At 61.7% G+C, this 14299-nt stretch carries 24 protein-coding genes; all 24 read left to right on the top strand.

The features are described 5' to 3' along the window. Nucleotides 1-352 (top strand): 50S ribosomal protein L22 (gene rplV / locus VOI29_RS02205; RefSeq protein WP_323775809.1); only part of this gene is annotated, 352 nt, incomplete at its 5' end. Beyond that, nucleotides 352-1062 (top strand): 30S ribosomal protein S3, encoded by a 711-nt coding sequence (gene rpsC, locus VOI29_RS02200; RefSeq protein ID WP_323775808.1) that lies wholly within the window; start codon nt 352-354, stop codon nt 1060-1062. The genes rplV and rpsC, both read left to right, overlap by 1 nt. A gap of 12 nt (nt 1063-1074) precedes the next feature. Further along, nucleotides 1075-1488 (top strand): 50S ribosomal protein L16, encoded by a 414-nt coding sequence (gene rplP / locus VOI29_RS02195; RefSeq protein ID WP_024088541.1) that lies wholly within the window; start codon nt 1075-1077, stop codon nt 1486-1488. Between the two features lie 196 nt (nt 1489-1684). After that, complete coding sequence (locus VOI29_RS02190; protein WP_323775811.1) at nt 1685-2305, top strand: TIGR02466 family protein; 621 nt, start codon at nt 1685-1687, stop codon at nt 2303-2305. Nucleotides 2306-2435: 130 nt separating this feature from the next. Beyond that, a complete protein-coding gene (locus VOI29_RS02185) occupies nt 2436-3476 on the top strand; it encodes a succinylglutamate desuccinylase/aspartoacylase family protein (RefSeq protein WP_323775807.1) in 1041 nt (346 codons plus the stop codon). Between the two features lie 220 nt (nt 3477-3696). After that, complete coding sequence (gene rpmC / locus VOI29_RS02180; protein WP_024088545.1) at nt 3697-3897, top strand: 50S ribosomal protein L29; 201 nt, start codon at nt 3697-3699, stop codon at nt 3895-3897. 11 nt (nt 3898-3908) lie between these two features. Further along, nucleotides 3909-4139 (top strand): 30S ribosomal protein S17, encoded by a 231-nt coding sequence (gene rpsQ, locus VOI29_RS02175; protein ID WP_024088546.1) that lies wholly within the window; start codon nt 3909-3911, stop codon nt 4137-4139. Between the two features lie 101 nt (nt 4140-4240). After that, the gene (gene rplN, locus VOI29_RS02170) at nt 4241-4609 is read left to right on the top strand and encodes a 50S ribosomal protein L14 (RefSeq protein ID WP_005621870.1); all 369 of its coding nucleotides are present in this window, start codon (nt 4241-4243) and stop codon (nt 4607-4609) included. A gap of 2 nt (nt 4610-4611) precedes the next feature. Beyond that, complete coding sequence (rplX, locus tag VOI29_RS02165) at nt 4612-4917, top strand: 50S ribosomal protein L24 (RefSeq protein ID WP_024088547.1); 306 nt, start codon at nt 4612-4614, stop codon at nt 4915-4917. Next, complete coding sequence (rplE, locus tag VOI29_RS02160) at nt 4917-5480, top strand: 50S ribosomal protein L5 (RefSeq protein WP_323775806.1); 564 nt, start codon at nt 4917-4919, stop codon at nt 5478-5480. Before rplX ends, rplE begins: the two co-directional genes overlap by 1 nt. 20 nt (nt 5481-5500) lie before the next feature. Further along, nucleotides 5501-5806, top strand: a complete 306-nt coding sequence (gene rpsN, locus VOI29_RS02155; RefSeq protein WP_024088549.1) for a 30S ribosomal protein S14 — start codon at nt 5501-5503, stop codon at nt 5804-5806. A gap of 13 nt (nt 5807-5819) precedes the next feature. Then, nucleotides 5820-6212, top strand: a complete 393-nt coding sequence (gene rpsH / locus VOI29_RS02150) for a 30S ribosomal protein S8 (protein ID WP_024088550.1) — start codon at nt 5820-5822, stop codon at nt 6210-6212. Nucleotides 6213-6225: 13 nt separating this feature from the next. Continuing rightward, entirely contained in the window at nt 6226-6759 is a 534-nt protein-coding gene (rplF, locus tag VOI29_RS02145; RefSeq protein ID WP_323775805.1) for a 50S ribosomal protein L6, read from the top strand. An 11-nt stretch (nt 6760-6770) separates the two neighbouring features. Next, nucleotides 6771-7130, top strand: coding sequence for a 50S ribosomal protein L18 (gene rplR / locus VOI29_RS02140; protein WP_027257354.1), 360 nt, complete (start codon nt 6771-6773; stop codon nt 7128-7130). Nucleotides 7131-7261: 131 nt separating this feature from the next. Next, a complete protein-coding gene (gene rpsE / locus VOI29_RS02135; protein ID WP_024088553.1) occupies nt 7262-7831 on the top strand; it encodes a 30S ribosomal protein S5 in 570 nt (189 codons plus the stop codon). A 13-nt stretch (nt 7832-7844) separates the two neighbouring features. Further along, nucleotides 7845-8033: a 50S ribosomal protein L30 gene (gene rpmD / locus VOI29_RS02130; protein ID WP_323775804.1), complete on the top strand. Its 189-nt coding sequence runs from the start codon at nt 7845-7847 to the stop codon at nt 8031-8033. A 244-nt stretch (nt 8034-8277) separates the two neighbouring features. After that, nucleotides 8278-8490: a DUF1127 domain-containing protein gene (locus VOI29_RS02125; protein WP_323775803.1), complete on the top strand. Its 213-nt coding sequence runs from the start codon at nt 8278-8280 to the stop codon at nt 8488-8490. Between the two features lie 271 nt (nt 8491-8761). Next, on the top strand, nt 8762-8974 hold the full coding sequence (locus tag VOI29_RS02120; RefSeq protein ID WP_323775802.1) for a DUF1127 domain-containing protein: 213 nt from the start codon (nt 8762-8764) through the stop codon (nt 8972-8974). Between the two features lie 542 nt (nt 8975-9516). Then, nucleotides 9517-9987: a 50S ribosomal protein L15 gene (rplO, locus tag VOI29_RS02115; RefSeq protein WP_024088557.1), complete on the top strand. Its 471-nt coding sequence runs from the start codon at nt 9517-9519 to the stop codon at nt 9985-9987. A 111-nt stretch (nt 9988-10098) separates the two neighbouring features. After that, nucleotides 10099-11463, top strand: coding sequence for a preprotein translocase subunit SecY (gene secY, locus VOI29_RS02110; protein WP_024088558.1), 1365 nt, complete (start codon nt 10099-10101; stop codon nt 11461-11463). Continuing rightward, nucleotides 11460-12107 carry an adenylate kinase gene (locus VOI29_RS02105; RefSeq protein WP_323775801.1) on the top strand — a complete coding sequence of 216 codons (648 nt, stop codon included), beginning with the start codon at nt 11460-11462 and terminating at the stop codon, nt 12105-12107. The genes secY and VOI29_RS02105 overlap by 4 nt, the downstream gene beginning before the upstream one ends. 270 nt (nt 12108-12377) lie before the next feature. After that, entirely contained in the window at nt 12378-12746 is a 369-nt protein-coding gene (gene rpsM / locus VOI29_RS02100; RefSeq protein ID WP_323775800.1) for a 30S ribosomal protein S13, read from the top strand. Between the two features lie 15 nt (nt 12747-12761). Continuing rightward, the gene (gene rpsK / locus VOI29_RS02095) at nt 12762-13151 is read left to right on the top strand and encodes a 30S ribosomal protein S11 (protein ID WP_024088561.1); all 390 of its coding nucleotides are present in this window, start codon (nt 12762-12764) and stop codon (nt 13149-13151) included. 113 nt (nt 13152-13264) lie between these two features. After that, nucleotides 13265-14281 (top strand): DNA-directed RNA polymerase subunit alpha, encoded by a 1017-nt coding sequence (locus VOI29_RS02090; protein ID WP_323775799.1) that lies wholly within the window; start codon nt 13265-13267, stop codon nt 14279-14281. Nucleotides 14282-14299: the final 18 nt, after the last annotated feature.

The raw sequence follows: 14299 nt of genomic DNA, 5'->3' as shown, positions 1-14299 counted from the left end.
GGCCGACAACGAAGCAATGGCAAAACTGCGCATGCTTCGCACCAGCCCGCAGAAACTGAACCTGGTGGCTCAGATGATCCGTGGCAAGAAAGTCGAGAAGGCGCTGACCGACCTGACATTCTCCAACAAGCGGATTGCTCAGGACGTGAAGAAATGCCTTCAGTCCGCCATCGCAAACGCGGAAAACAACCACAACCTGGACGTCGATGAACTGGTCGTCGCCGAGGCGTGGGTCGGCAAGAACCTGACCATGAAGCGCGGCCGTCCGCGTGCCCGTGGCCGGTTCGGCAAAATCCTGAAGCCGTTTGCGGAGATCACCATCAAGGTGCGTCAAGTTGAGGAGCAAGCCTAATGGGTCATAAAGTCAATCCGATCGGCATGCGCCTGCAGGTGAACCGCACCTGGGACAGCCGCTGGTACGCTGACACCAAAGACTACGGTGATCTGCTGCTCGAGGACCTGAAAATCCGCGAGTTCATCAAGACCGAGTGCAAGCAGGCAGGTATTGCACGGGTGATCATCGAGCGCCCGCACAAGAAATGCCGCGTCACCATTCACACCGCCCGTCCGGGCGTCATCATCGGCAAGAAAGGCGCGGACATCGAAGTCCTGCGTAAAAAGCTGGCCGCGATGACCGACAGCGAGCTGCACCTCAACATCGTTGAAGTGCGCAAGCCGGAACTGGACGCAGCTCTGGTCGGCGAGTCCATCGCCCAGCAGCTGGAACGCCGTGTGTCCTTCCGCCGCGCGATGAAACGTGCCGTGCAGAATGCCATGCGCATGGGCGCCCTGGGTATCCGGGTGAACGTCGCGGGCCGTCTGGGCGGTGCTGAAATCGCCCGTACCGAATGGTACCGCGAAGGCCGCGTGCCGCTGCACACCCTGCGTGCCGACATCGATTACGCACCCACCGAAGCGATGACCCCCTATGGGATCATCGGGATCAAGGTCTGGATCTTCAAAGGCGAGATCATGGAGCACGATCCGGCGGCGCGTGACCGTAAAGCACAAGAAATCCAGGACGGCCCAGCACCTCGCGGTGCCGGTGGCGGCCGTCGCTAAGGAGGATTTGAGATGCTTCAGCCAAAGCGCACTAAATTCCGCAAGATGCACAAGGGCCGGATCCACGGCCTGGCAAAAGGCGGTTCCGACCTGAACTTCGGCACCTATGGCCTGAAGGCAACCACTCCTGAGCGTGTGACTGCACGCCAGATCGAGGCTGCCCGCCGCGCCATGACCCGGCACATGAAACGCCAGGGCCGTGTCTGGATCCGTATCTTCCCGGACACTCCGGTGACCTCGAAGCCGACCGAAGTCCGTATGGGTAAAGGTAAAGGCTCCGTGGACTACTGGGCAGCCAAGGTTAAGCCTGGCCGCGTGATGTTCGAGATCGACGGCGTCACCGATGAAGTCGCCCGCGAGGCCCTGCGCCTGGCAGCGATGAAACTGCCGGTCAAGACCCGCGTCGTGGTTCGCGAAGACTGGTAAAACCTGCCAGTTTTGAAAATATTAAGACCCCCGTTGAGCAATCAGCGGGGGTTTTTCGTTGCGCCTGCCGGCCGGGGCGCTGCCGCCGCCGCCGCCGCCCCTGGCGGCTGCCCCGAGTATTGCGAACCGGAAAGAAGCGGCGATGCTGTGCAGGATGCATCTCGCCAAGGCAGGGGCGCTGGGGTATCAGAGCGCCATGGCCCAGATTGAATCGCTCTTTGTGACCCGCCTCTACCGCGCGCAGCTGTCCGAACACGGACCATCGATTGACGCGCAGGAACTGGAGAACTCCTGTCTTGTCATCGCCGGCGACGACGATGCCGGGCAGGACTGGTGCGAGGAGAACGGCTATCCCGGCTATACCTCCTATGCGTCGCTGAGCGATCTGCCCTGGCGGTTTCCGATCTTTGCCGATCTGGTGAAATCGCTGGATCTGCATGTCGCGGCTTTTGCCGGGGATCTGGAGCTGGACCTGGACGGGCGCAAGCTGGTGCTGGAGGATCTGTGGATCAACATCCTGCCCGAGGGCGGCACCCACGCCGGCCACATCCACCCGCATTCGGTGATTTCCGGCACCACCTATGTGTCGATGCCCGAGGGCGCCTCGGCGCTGAAGCTGGAGGACCCGCGCCATGCGATGATGATGGCGCACCCGCCGCGCACCAAGGATTGCCGCCAGGAACTGCGGACCTTTGTCTATCAGTCGCCCAGCGTGGGCGACGTGCTGCTGTGGGAAAGCTTCATCCGCCACGAGGTGCCCTTGAACATGGCCGAGGACGAGCGGGTGTCGGTCAGTTTCAATTACCGCTGGGAGTGAGCGCCGTCTTGGAAAGGCTCCGGAGGAGCGTTTCAGGCCGGACCGGCAGAGCGCCGGCGCGGCCCGTCGCGATTGCGTAATGCGGAAAACTAGTTAAGGCTGTCGGGGCATCTGTTCGAAAGGCCATGCCATGGCGCCCCGTCCTGACTTTGAAATCGGCGGCTTCCGCATCCCGCCCGGCACCCGCCGTACGGTGGACCTGCCAGTGAGCGTGCTGTCGGACCACACGCCGGTCACCATGTCGGCGCATGTGGTCCACGGGACCGCGGACGGGCCTGCGCTGTTTGTCTCCGCCGCCATTCACGGCGACGAGGTGATCGGCGTGGAAATCGCCCGCCGCCTGCTGCGCAGCCGCAAATTCTCCCGCCTCAAGGGCACCTTGATCGTGGTGCCGATCGTCAACACCTTCGGGTTTCTGAACCATTCCCGCTACCTGCCGGACCGGCGCGACCTCAACCGCTGTTTTCCGGGCAGCGGCAGCGGGTCGCTGGCCAGCCGCCTGGCGTATCTGTTCATGACCGAAGTGGTGGACCGCTGCGATCTTGGCATCGACCTGCATTCCGCCGCCATCCACCGCAGCAACATGCCGCAGATCCGGGTGTCGCCGAAGGCGCAGGAGACCCTGGAGTATGCCGATGCCTTTGGCGCGCCGGTGGTGATCCGCTCCGGGCTGCGCGACGGCTCCCTGCGCAAGGAGGCGCAGGTGCGCGGGGTCGACGTGCTGCTGTATGAGGCCGGCGAGGGGCTCAGGTTCGATGAGCAATCCGCCCGGGTCGGGGTGGCCGGCATCCTGCGGGTGATGCACGCGCTGGACATGATCCCCGAGGACGGGGTGCCGCTGGCCGAGGTGGTGCCGGTCCGTGCGGGCAGCAGCAGCTGGGAGCGCGCGCCCGCCGGCGGGTTGCTGCGGACCTACAAGACCACCGGCGAAATGGTCGAGGAGGGCGACGTGCTGGGGGTTGTTTCCGATCCCTTCGGCGAAAACGAGGAAGAGCTGCAGGCAAGCCAGGCCGGTCTTATCATCGGCCGTGCCAACATGCCGATCGTGAATGAGGGCGACGCCCTGTTCCACATCGCCAGGGTGAACACGGCGGAGGCCGAAAGCCGCATCGAGAGCCTGCACGCGCAGCTGGAGGACGCGGCGATGTTCGACGAGGATGAGATCATCTGAGCCGCCGCAGGGCAGGCGGGGGCGCGGAGCATCCCTATCTTTCCCTTGCCCCTGCACCCTGTCTCCTCTATAGGAACCCATCGCCTGTCCCCTTTCCGCTTTGGATTCGGGCCGGGTGATTCTTTTTTGCCGCGCTTTCCGGCGCGGTTGACATAACCCACCAGGTCAAAGGTTACCCGCCTCAGGGGCCTTCTGGTGCTTTGGACAAGGAACAAAGGCGATGAACGCCAATGATCTGCGCGACAAAACCGTGGATGAACTCCGCGATGCCCTCGCATCCCTGAAAAAAGAGAGCTTCAACCTGCGTTTTCAGCAGGCGACCGGTCAGCTGGAAAACACTGCAGGCATCAAAGCGGCCCGCCGCAACGCTGCCAAAGTGAAGACCATCCTGAACGAAAAAGCTGCTGCAGCAGCTGAATAAGGAGCGACACGATGCCCAAACGTATTCTCACTGGCACCGTGACCAGCGATGCCAACGCCCAGACCGTGACTGTTTCGGTTGAACGCCGCTTCACGCATCCGGTTCTGAAGAAAACCATCCGTAAGTCCAAGAAGTACCGGGCTCACGATGAAAAGAACGCTTTCAAGGTCGGCGACTCTGTACGCATCATCGAATGCGCGCCGAAATCGAAAACGAAACGCTGGGAAGTTCTGGAAGCCTAAGAGTCTCATCTCGAGACTCCTGGCGACTGGGCTGAAAAGCAAAGTCGAAACCCTGGGGGATCACGCCACGCATCGGCGCCCCATAGGTCGGGAGAAACCACATGATCCAGATGCAAACAAATCTGGATGTTGCTGACAACTCCGGCGCCCGCCGAGTTCAGTGCATCAAGGTTCTGGGTGGCTCCAAGCGTAAATACGCATCCGTAGGCGACATCATTGTCGTTTCGGTCAAGGAAGCCATCCCGCGCGGCCGCGTGAAAAAAGGCGACGTCCGTAAGGCCGTTGTCGTGCGCACCGCCAAAGAAGTCCGCCGCGAAGACGGCACTGCAATCCGGTTCGACCGGAACGCAGCCGTTATCCTGAACAACAACAACGAGCCGGTTGGTACCCGTATCTTTGGCCCGGTTGTTCGTGAACTGCGCGCGAAGAATTTCATGAAGATCATCTCGCTTGCTCCGGAGGTGCTGTAATCATGGCTGCTAAACTCCGCAAAGGCGACAAGGTCGTCGTGCTGTCCGGCAAAGACAAAGGCAAAGAAGGCGCTATCGCCTCCGTTGACCCGAAAGCCGGCAAAGCCATCGTCGAGGGCGTGAACATGGCGATCCGCCATACCCGCCAGTCGCAAAACGAACAGGGCGGCCGTCTGCCCAAAGCACTGCCGATCGACCTGTCGAACCTGGCGCTGCTGGATAGCAACGGCAAAGCAACCCGCGTCGGCTTCCGCGAGGAAGACGGCAAGAAGGTGCGCTTCGCCAAGACCACCGGGGAGACTGTCTGATGCTTGACGCTGCAACCTACACCCCGCGTCTGAAGACTCTTTACAAGGACGCCATCCGCGGCGCCCTGAAAGAAGAGTTCGGCTACAAGAACGAGATGATGCTCCCCAAGCTGGAGAAGATCGTTCTGAACATCGGCTGCGGCCGCGCTGCTGTCAAAGACAGCAAGAAAGCCAAATCCGCTCAGGCGGATCTGACTCTCATCGCGGGCCAGAAAGCTCTGACCACCGTGGCAAAGAACTCCATCGCCGGCTTCCGCGTTCGCGAAGGCATGCCGATGGGCGCCAAGGTGACCCTGCGCGGTGACCGGATGTACGAATTCCTCGACCGTCTGATCACCATTGCGATGCCCCGTATCCGCGACTTCCGCGGCGTTTCGGGCACCTCTTTCGACGGCCGCGGCAACTATGCCATGGGCCTGAAAGAGCACATCGTGTTCCCGGAAATCGATTTCGATAAAATCGATGAGCCCTGGGGCATGGACATCGTGATCGCCACCACCGCGAAAACCGACGCGGAAGCAAAGGCGCTGTTGAAAGCTTTCAACATGCCCTTCAACAGCTAAGCGCGGGAAGGATAGAGACCATGGCTAAGAAAAGCATGATCGAACGCGAGAAGAAGCGCGAACGCCTGGTGGCAAAATATGCCGCAAAGCGTGCCGAGCTGAAAGAGATCGCGACTGACGAAAGCCGCCCGATGGAAGAGCGTTTCAAAGCGCGTCTGAAACTGGCGAAACTGCCGCGCAACTCGTCGGCAACCCGTCTTCACAACCGCTGCCAGCTCACCGGCCGTCCGCACGCTTACTACCGTAAGCTGAAGGTCAGCCGTATTGCGCTGCGCGAGCTGGGGTCTGCTGGTCAGATCCCCGGCATGGTGAAATCGAGCTGGTAAGGGAGAGACAGATATGAACGATCCTATCGGCGATATGCTCACCCGTATCCGTAACTCTCAGATGCGCGGCAAATCCACTGTCCTGACCCCGGCTTCCAAGCTGCGGGCCTGGGTGCTGGACGTGCTGGCGGACGAGGGCTACATCCGCGGTTATGAGAAGATGACTGGTGCCAATGGCCACCCGGCCATCGAAATCAGCCTGAAATACTTCGACGGCGAACCTGTCATTCGCGAGCTTAAGCGGGTCTCCAAGCCCGGCCGCCGCGTTTACATGGGCGTCAATGACATCCCGTCGGTCCGTCAGGGCCTGGGCGTGTCGATTGTCTCCACCCCCCAGGGTGTGATGTCGGACGCAAGCGCACGCGCAGCCAACGTTGGCGGCGAAGTGCTCTGCACCGTCTTCTAAGGAGGCCTCGCAGATGTCCCGTATTGGTAAAAAACCGGTCGAACTGCCCAGCGGCGTGTCCGCTGCCGTGTCCGGCCAGACCATCGAAGTGAAAGGCCCGAAAGGCGCCCGCACCTTCACTGCCACTGACGACGTGACCCTGGTGGTCAACGACAACGTGGTCACCATCGAGCCGCGCGGCAAGTCCAAGCGTGCCCGTCAGCAGTGGGGGATGTCCCGCACTCAGGTGGCCAACCTCGTCACCGGCGTGACCCAGGGCTTCAAGAAAGAACTGGAAATCCAGGGTGTGGGTTACCGGGCTCAGATGCAGGGCAACACCCTGAAGCTGAACCTGGGCTACAGCCACGATGTCGACTTCACTGCACCTGATGGCGTCACCATCACCGCACCGAAGCAGACCGAAATCGTTGTGGAAGGTATCGACCAGCAGCAGGTGGGCGAAGTCGCGGCAAAAATCCGCGAATGGCGCCGTCCCGAGCCGTACAAAGGCAAGGGCATCCGCTATAAGGGCGAGTTCATCTTCCGCAAGGAAGGCAAGAAGAAGTAAGGACCAGCAAAATGGCAAACAGCAAACGTACCCTGTTTCTGAAGCGCCGGCTGCGCGTCCGGAACAAGCTTCGCAAAGTGAACGCAGGCCGTCCGCGTCTGTCCGTGCACCGTTCGAACAAGAACATCTCTGTTCAGTTGATCGACGATCTGCGCGGCGTGACCGTGGCCTCCGCTTCGACCCTGGAAAAAGATCTCGGCGTAGTTGGCAAGAACAACGTCGAAGCAGCGACCAAAGTGGGTGCTCTGATCGCCGAACGCGCAAAAGCGGCCGGTGTGAGCGAAGCCTACTTCGACCGCGGCGGCTTCCTGTTCCACGGCAAGGTGAAGGCTCTGGCCGACGCTGCGCGTGAAGGCGGCCTGAAGATCTAAATCCCATGCGGGCGGCCTTCAGGGGCCGCCCCGATGATCCGGGAGGCCGGCCATGCGCCGGACCTCACCAGGATTGGAACAACAGGCGCTCCGTGCTTTGTGCAGTGCGCCTCTCTTAAAAGGAATGCCTGATGGCAGAACGTGATAACCGCCGCGGCAACCGCCGCGACCGTGACGAGACACCGGAATTCGCAGATCGCCTGGTCGCGATCAACCGCGTGTCCAAAACCGTAAAAGGCGGTAAGCGCTTTGGCTTTGCCGCCCTGGTTGTCGTTGGCGACCAGAAGGGCCGCGTCGGCTTTGGCAAGGGCAAGGCGAAAGAAGTGCCCGAGGCGATCCGCAAGGCGACCGAGCAGGCCAAGCGCCAGATGGTCCGTGTGCCGCTGAAAGAGGGCCGCACCCTGCACCACGACATGGCCGGCCGTCACGGCGCAGGCAAAGTTGTGATGCGTACCGCACCGGAAGGTACCGGTATCATCGCAGGTGGCCCGATGCGTGCCGTCTTCGAAATGCTCGGCATCAAGGACGTTGTGTCCAAGTCGATCGGCTCGCAGAACCCCTACAACATGATCCGCGCCACCCTGAACGGCCTGCAGAAAGAGCAGAGCCCGCGTGCGGTGGCTCAGCGCCGCGGCAAAAAGGTCGCTGACATCCTGCCCAAGCGGGACGAAGCACCGGCAGCCGCCGAAGCTGAAGCGTAAGGAGTAGAGAGACATGGCAAAAACCATCGTCGTCAAGCAGATCGGCCCGCCGATCCGCCGCCCCGCCAAACAGCGCGCAACCCTGGTTGGCCTGGGCCTGAACAAGATGCACAAGACCCGTGAGCTGGAGGACACTCCTTCGGTGCGCGGCATGGTCGACTCGATCCCGCATCTGGTTCAGATCATCGAAGAGCGCGGCTAAGCCCTTTTCGATCCCTGACTAATGAAAACGCCTCCGGGAAACCGGGGGCGTTTTTCGTTGGCGCAGAGGTCCGGGCAAGGGCAGGGCGGTCACCGGCCATTCAGCCCCTTGCGCCGCTTGCATAGCGGCTTGCCGGTTCCGTCAGTTGTTGGAATCGCAGCGCCCCCCTATCTCGGTGTCACAGCAAATGACCACACACAGACCACCGGGAATAGGCCCGGCCGCAGAGATAAGGATCGTTTCGATGGCACATGTTATCAGCACCGCATACAGCCCCCAAAGCCTGACCGCACGCATCCGTGCAGCGGTGGCAAGCCTGGCCGATTCCTGGGACAAAGCCCGCGAATACCAGCGCACCTACAACGAGCTTGACGCGTTGAGCGATCACGCGCTTTCCGACATCGGCGTGCGCCGGGACGATATCGCCGATCTGGCGCGCCGGCACGTCTACAACTAAGAATTCCCCCCTTCCCGGACGCTTCTCTCCTCCTCCTCTTCTTTCGTGTCCGGGCCAAAACGCCCCTGCTCTCTCCCGGCAGGGGCGTTTTCTTTTGCGCCCCGCTCAGGATACCTCAGGCGATCGTGCCATGCGGGAACTGCATAGCGGCCAGACCAAAGCATCCATTGTGGCTGTCCCGCGGCGTCCTTATGTCCCGTTCACTTGAAACGAACAGATCATGCACCGCGCCGGGAGCACGTCCCGGCACCGATGTGAAGGACCAAGAACAATGGCATATTCAACTCTCTCCGCGCCCTCCGCCGGGATCTCCGCCCGTTTCGCAGGCTTTGCCGCCGGGCTGATCCGGACCTGGAAACTGCGCCGCGACTACAAGGCGACCGTGACCGCCCTGCAAGCGATGTCCGCCCGTGACCTGGCCGATATCGGCCTTAGCCGCGGCGCCATCCCCGGCGTTGCCCGCGAGCACGTCTACGGCAGGTAATCTCCCTGGCCGGCCCCGGATCCTCCTCCCTCTCCGAAAGACCGGCCCGAAAACGCCCCCGCCCTCCCGGCGGGGGCGTTTTTGTTTGCCGGGGAGGTGTTGCCCCGGCACCGTACGCCCCGCCCACACGGCTTTAACGCTGCTGTGGCAGGATCGTCCCCGGTCATGATCACCCGCCGGGCCTGACACCCCCGGCACCTGGAACAGGGCTCCGGTCTGGCACCCGGAGCGCGCAAGACGCGTTTTCGCATGGGGGCAGCCCCATCCCATCTCCACCCCGGCGGCGCCGCCCCCCTTTAACGGCCAGCCAGCGACGGAACGGACACAGAGAGACAAGCGGCAGAACACGCAACCGGCAGGGCAGGGGCCTTGGCGGGCGGATTCGCCTGCGCCGCCCGTTTGCCGAGGCCGCGGGGCTTGATCCCTTCCCACATCCCGTCTATAGGCACCCGGTGGCGTTCTGCGCCACGGAATCACCAATCAAGAAACGCCGCGGTTGGCCCATCACGCTTCGGGGGCCACATCCGGCAAGGAGAAGCGACATGAAACTTCACGAACTCAGCGACAATCCTGGCGCAACCAAAAAACGCATGCGTGTGGCCCGCGGCCCCGGCTCTGGCAAGGGCAAGATGGGCGGCCGTGGTATCAAAGGTCAGAAATCCCGTTCGGGTGTTTCGATCAACGGTTACGAAGGCGGTCAGATGCCCTTGTACCAGCGTCTGCCCAAGCGCGGCTTCAACAAGCCGAACCGCAAGGCATACGCCGTTGTGAACCTGGGTCTGATCCAGAAATTCATCGACGCAGGCAAGCTGGACGCCGCCTCGATCACCGAAGATTCGCTGATCGCATCGGGCCTGGTGCGCCGCAAACTGGACGGTGTCCGCATCCTCGCGAAGGGCGAAATCACCGCCAAGGCCACCATCACCGTGACCGGTGCATCGGCTGCTGCCGTTGACGCCGTTGCAAAAGCTGGCGGCGCTCTGACTGTGGCAACTGCAGCCGCCGCAGAGTAACGGCTTGTGAGCGGCGCCAATGCCGCTTACATAGTCTTCGAGTTTTCCTAGAACGCCGCCCGAGCCGGAAAACGGTTCCGGGCGGCGTTTCGCTAAAGAAGAGACCTTTTCATGGTATCAGCAGCAGAACAAATGGCGGCGAACACCAGCTGGGCTGCCCTGGGCAAGGCCACGGATCTGCGCAACCGGATCCTGTTCACCATCGGCCTATTGATTGTCTACCGCCTGGGCACGTTCATTCCGGTTCCGGGAATCGATGCGGCAGCCCTGCGCCAGTTCATGGAGCAGGCGGGCCAGGGCATCGGCGGCATGGTGTCGATGTTCACCGGCGGCGCGCTCGGCCGGATGGGCATTTTCGCCCTTGGCATCATGCCCTATATTTCCGCCTCCATTATCGTTCAGCTTCTGACCTCGATGGTGCCCGCGCTTGAGCAGCTCAAGAAAGAGGGCGAGCAGGGCCGCAAGAAGATCAACCAGTACACCCGCTACGGCACCGTGGCGCTGGCGACCGCGCAGGCCTACGGCCTCGCCGTGTCGCTGGAGCAGGGCGACCTGGCGACCGATCCGGGCATGTATTTCCGCATGGCCTGCATGATCACGCTTGTGGGCGGCACCATGTTCCTGATGTGGCTGGGCGAGCAGATCACCCAGCGCGGCATCGGCAACGGCATTTCGCTGATCATCTTTGTCGGCATCATCGCCGAAGTTCCCGCGGCAATCGCCCAGTTTTTCGCCTCCGGCCGCTCCGGTGCGATCAGCCCCGCGGTGATCATCGGTGTGATCCTGATGGTGATCGCGGTGATCATGTTCGTGGTGTTCATGGAACGCGCCCTGCGCAAGATCCACATCCAGTACCCGCGCCGCCAGGTCGGCATGAAGGTCTATGACGGCGGCTCGTCGCATCTGCCGGTCAAGGTCAACCCGGCGGGCGTGATCCCGGCGATCTTCGCCTCCTCGCTGCTGCTGCTGCCGACCACCATTTCGGCCTTCTCTTCGGGCGCTGCGACCGGTCCGGTGATGTCCTGGCTCTTGGCGAACTTCGGTCCCGGCCAGCCGCTGTATCTGCTGTTCTTCGTCGCGATGATTGTGTTCTTTGCCTATTTCTACACCTTCAACGTCTCCTTCAAACCGGACGACGTGGCGAACAACCTGAAGAACCAGAACGGCTTTGTCCCCGGCATCCGTCCCGGTAAAAAGACCGCGGAATACATCGAATATGTGGTCAACCGCATCCTGGTTCTGGGCTCCGGTTATCTGGCGCTGGTCTGCCTGCTGCCTGAGGTGCTGCGCGGCCAATTCGCCATCCCGGTCTATTTCGGCGGCACGTCCGTTCTGATTGTGGTATCCGTTACCATGGACACCATTCAGCAGGTGCAAAGCCACCTCCTCGCGCATCAGTATGAGGGGCTTATCGAGAAAAGCCAGCTGCGCGGGCGCAACAAGAAACGGACAAAACGGGGACCCTCTCGCCGATGACCAACATTATTCTTCTTGGCCCGCCGGGGGCGGGTAAAGGTACGCAGGCGCGCTACCTGGTTGAAACCCGCGGCATGGTGCAGCTCAGCACCGGCGACATGCTGCGCGATGCCCAGACCTCCGGAACCGAAATGGGCAAGAAGGTCGCTGCCATCATGGCCGAGGGCAAGCTGGTCACCGACCAGATCGTCATTGGCCTGATCCGCGAGAAGCTGCGCGAGGGCGCCGAGGGCGGGTTCATCTTTGACGGGTTCCCGCGCACCCTGGCGCAGGCGGATGCGCTTAGCAAACTGCTGGAAGAGATGGATCTCAAGCTGGATGCGGTGATCGAGATGCAGGTCGATGACGCGGCGCTGGTCGCCCGCATCACCGGCCGCTCGACCTGCGGCGGCTGCGGCGAGGTTTATCATGACCAGACCAAGCCCTGGCCTGCCGACGGCAAATGCGCCAACTGCGGCAGCGACGATGTGCAGCGCCGGGCGGACGACAATGAGGACAGCCTCAAGACCCGTCTGATGGAGTATTACAAGAAGACCTCGCCGCTGATCGGCTACTACTACGCCAAGGGCAACCTGCAGCGTATCGACGGCCTCGCCTCGATCGAGGAAGTCCGCAAGAACATGGCCTGGATCATGGGCGAATAATGCCTGCCGCAGGCTGCGGGGCGGCAGCGCGTCCCTGTGCCGGAATACCCAATCCCTGCCAGACCGGCGGGGCTTCTCCTTTAGGGCTTGACGGCCCATTTCCCAGCCCCTAGTTACCGGCATCCCTTCTGGGGACGATTCCCGGCGGGCAGATTCGTTTGCCTGCTTAACTACCTCGAAATGCTGGACCCTCTGGCCACACTGCCACGGTCAAGTGTTGTGAAAAAAGGTTCCGGCGTTACGGAACCGCAACCAAAAGGAAAGTGACACGTGGCACGTATTGCCGGCGTTAACATCCCGACTGCAAAGCGGGTTCCCATCGCCCTCACCTATATCACCGGTATCGGTAACACCTCGGCCAAAGCGATCTGCGAAGCCGTTGGCATCGATCCGACCCGCCGTGTGAACGAACTCAGCGACGCCGAAGTTCTGGCCGTGCGCGAGCACATCGACGCCAACTTCACCGTTGAAGGCGACTTGCGCCGCGAAGTTCAGATGAACATCAAGCGCCTGATGGATCTCGGTTGCTACCGCGGCCTGCGTCACCGCCGTAACCTGCCCGTTCGCGGTCAGCGTACCCACACCAACGCTCGCACCCGCAAAGGCCCCGCAAAGGCCATTGCCGGCAAGAAGAAGTAAGGGAGGGTTCGATCAATGGCACGTGATAAGACACGCGTTAAGCGTAAAGAGCGCAAGAACATCGCAACCGGCGTTGCGCATGTGAACTCGTCGTTCAACAACACCAAAATCCTGATCTCCGACGTGCAGGGCAACGCGATCGCTTGGTCGTCCGCCGGCACCATGGGTTTCAAGGGTTCGCGGAAATCCACCCCCTATGCCGCACAGATGGCTGCAGAAGATGCAGGCAAGAAGGCACAGGACCACGGTGTGAAGACGCTGGAAGTCGAAGTTCAGGGCCCCGGTTCGGGCCGTGAATCGGCACTGCGCGCACTGGCTGCCGTCGGTTTCAACATCACTTCGATCCGTGATGTGACCCCGATCGCGCACAACGGCTGCCGCCCGCCGAAGCGCCGCCGCGTCTGATTTTGAATTTTTGCTGGGGCCCCGCTTGATTCGCAGGGCCCCAGTGCGTCATTTAAACCTCGGGCGTCCTTGGCCTTTCGGACATGGGGCAAGGACAGGAATGGAGGGAACGCATGATCCATAAGAACTGGGCAGAGCTGATCAAGCCGGCACAGCTGGAAGTGAAGCCGGGCAATGATCCCGCACGCCAGGCAACTGTTGTTGCAGAACCGCTGGAACGCGGTTTCGGCCTGACCCTGGGCAACGCGCTGCGCCGCGTGCTGATGAGCTCGCTGCAGGGTGCTGCCATCACCAGCGTGCAGATCGACAACGTGCTGCACGAGTTTTCGTCTGTTGCCGGTGTGCGTGAAGACGTCACCGACATCATCCTGAACCTCAAGGGCGTGTCCCTGCGCATGGAAGTCGAAGGCCCCAAGCGGCTTTCGGTCAATGCCAAGGGTCCGGCTGTCGTCACCGCCGGCGACATCGCCGAAACCGCCGGCATCGAGGTTCTGAACCGCGATCACGTCATCTGCCACCTGGACGACGGCGCCGACCTGTTCATGGAACTGACCGTGAACACCGGCAAAGGCTATGTCTCGGCAGACAAGAACAAGCCGGAAGACGCTCCGATCGGGCTGATTCCGATCGACGCGATCTATTCGCCGGTCAAGAAGGTCTCCTATGACGTTCAGCCGACCCGTGAGGGCCAGGTGCTGGACTATGACAAGCTGACCATGAAGGTGGAAACCGATGGCTCCATCAGCCCTGACGATGCCGTGGCCTATGCCGCGCGCATCCTGCAGGACCAGCTGTCGATCTTCGTCAACTTCGACGAGCCGGAATCGGCTGGCCGCCAGGACGAGGACGACGGTCTCGAGTTCAACCCGCTTCTGCTGAAGAAGGTGGACGAGCTGGAACTGTCGGTGCGCTCGGCGAACTGCCTGAAGAACGACAACATCGTCTATATCGGCGACCTGATCCAGAAGACCGAAGCGGAGATGCTGCGCACCCCCAACTTCGGCCGCAAGTCGCTGAACGAGATCAAAGAGGTTCTGTCGGGCATGGGCCTGCACCTTGGCATGGATGTCGAGGACTGGCCGCCGGACAACATCGAAGATCTGGCGAAGAAGTTCGAAGACAGCTTCTAAGACTTCAGAGGGGGGCTC

It is taken from the genome of Leisingera sp. (assembly GCF_034669605.1).
In the GTDB taxonomy this organism is placed as follows: Bacteria; Pseudomonadota; Alphaproteobacteria; order Rhodobacterales; family Rhodobacteraceae; genus Leisingera.
The sequence above is the reverse complement of the archived record's forward strand: the minus strand, read 5'-3'. Positions and strand labels throughout refer to the sequence as shown.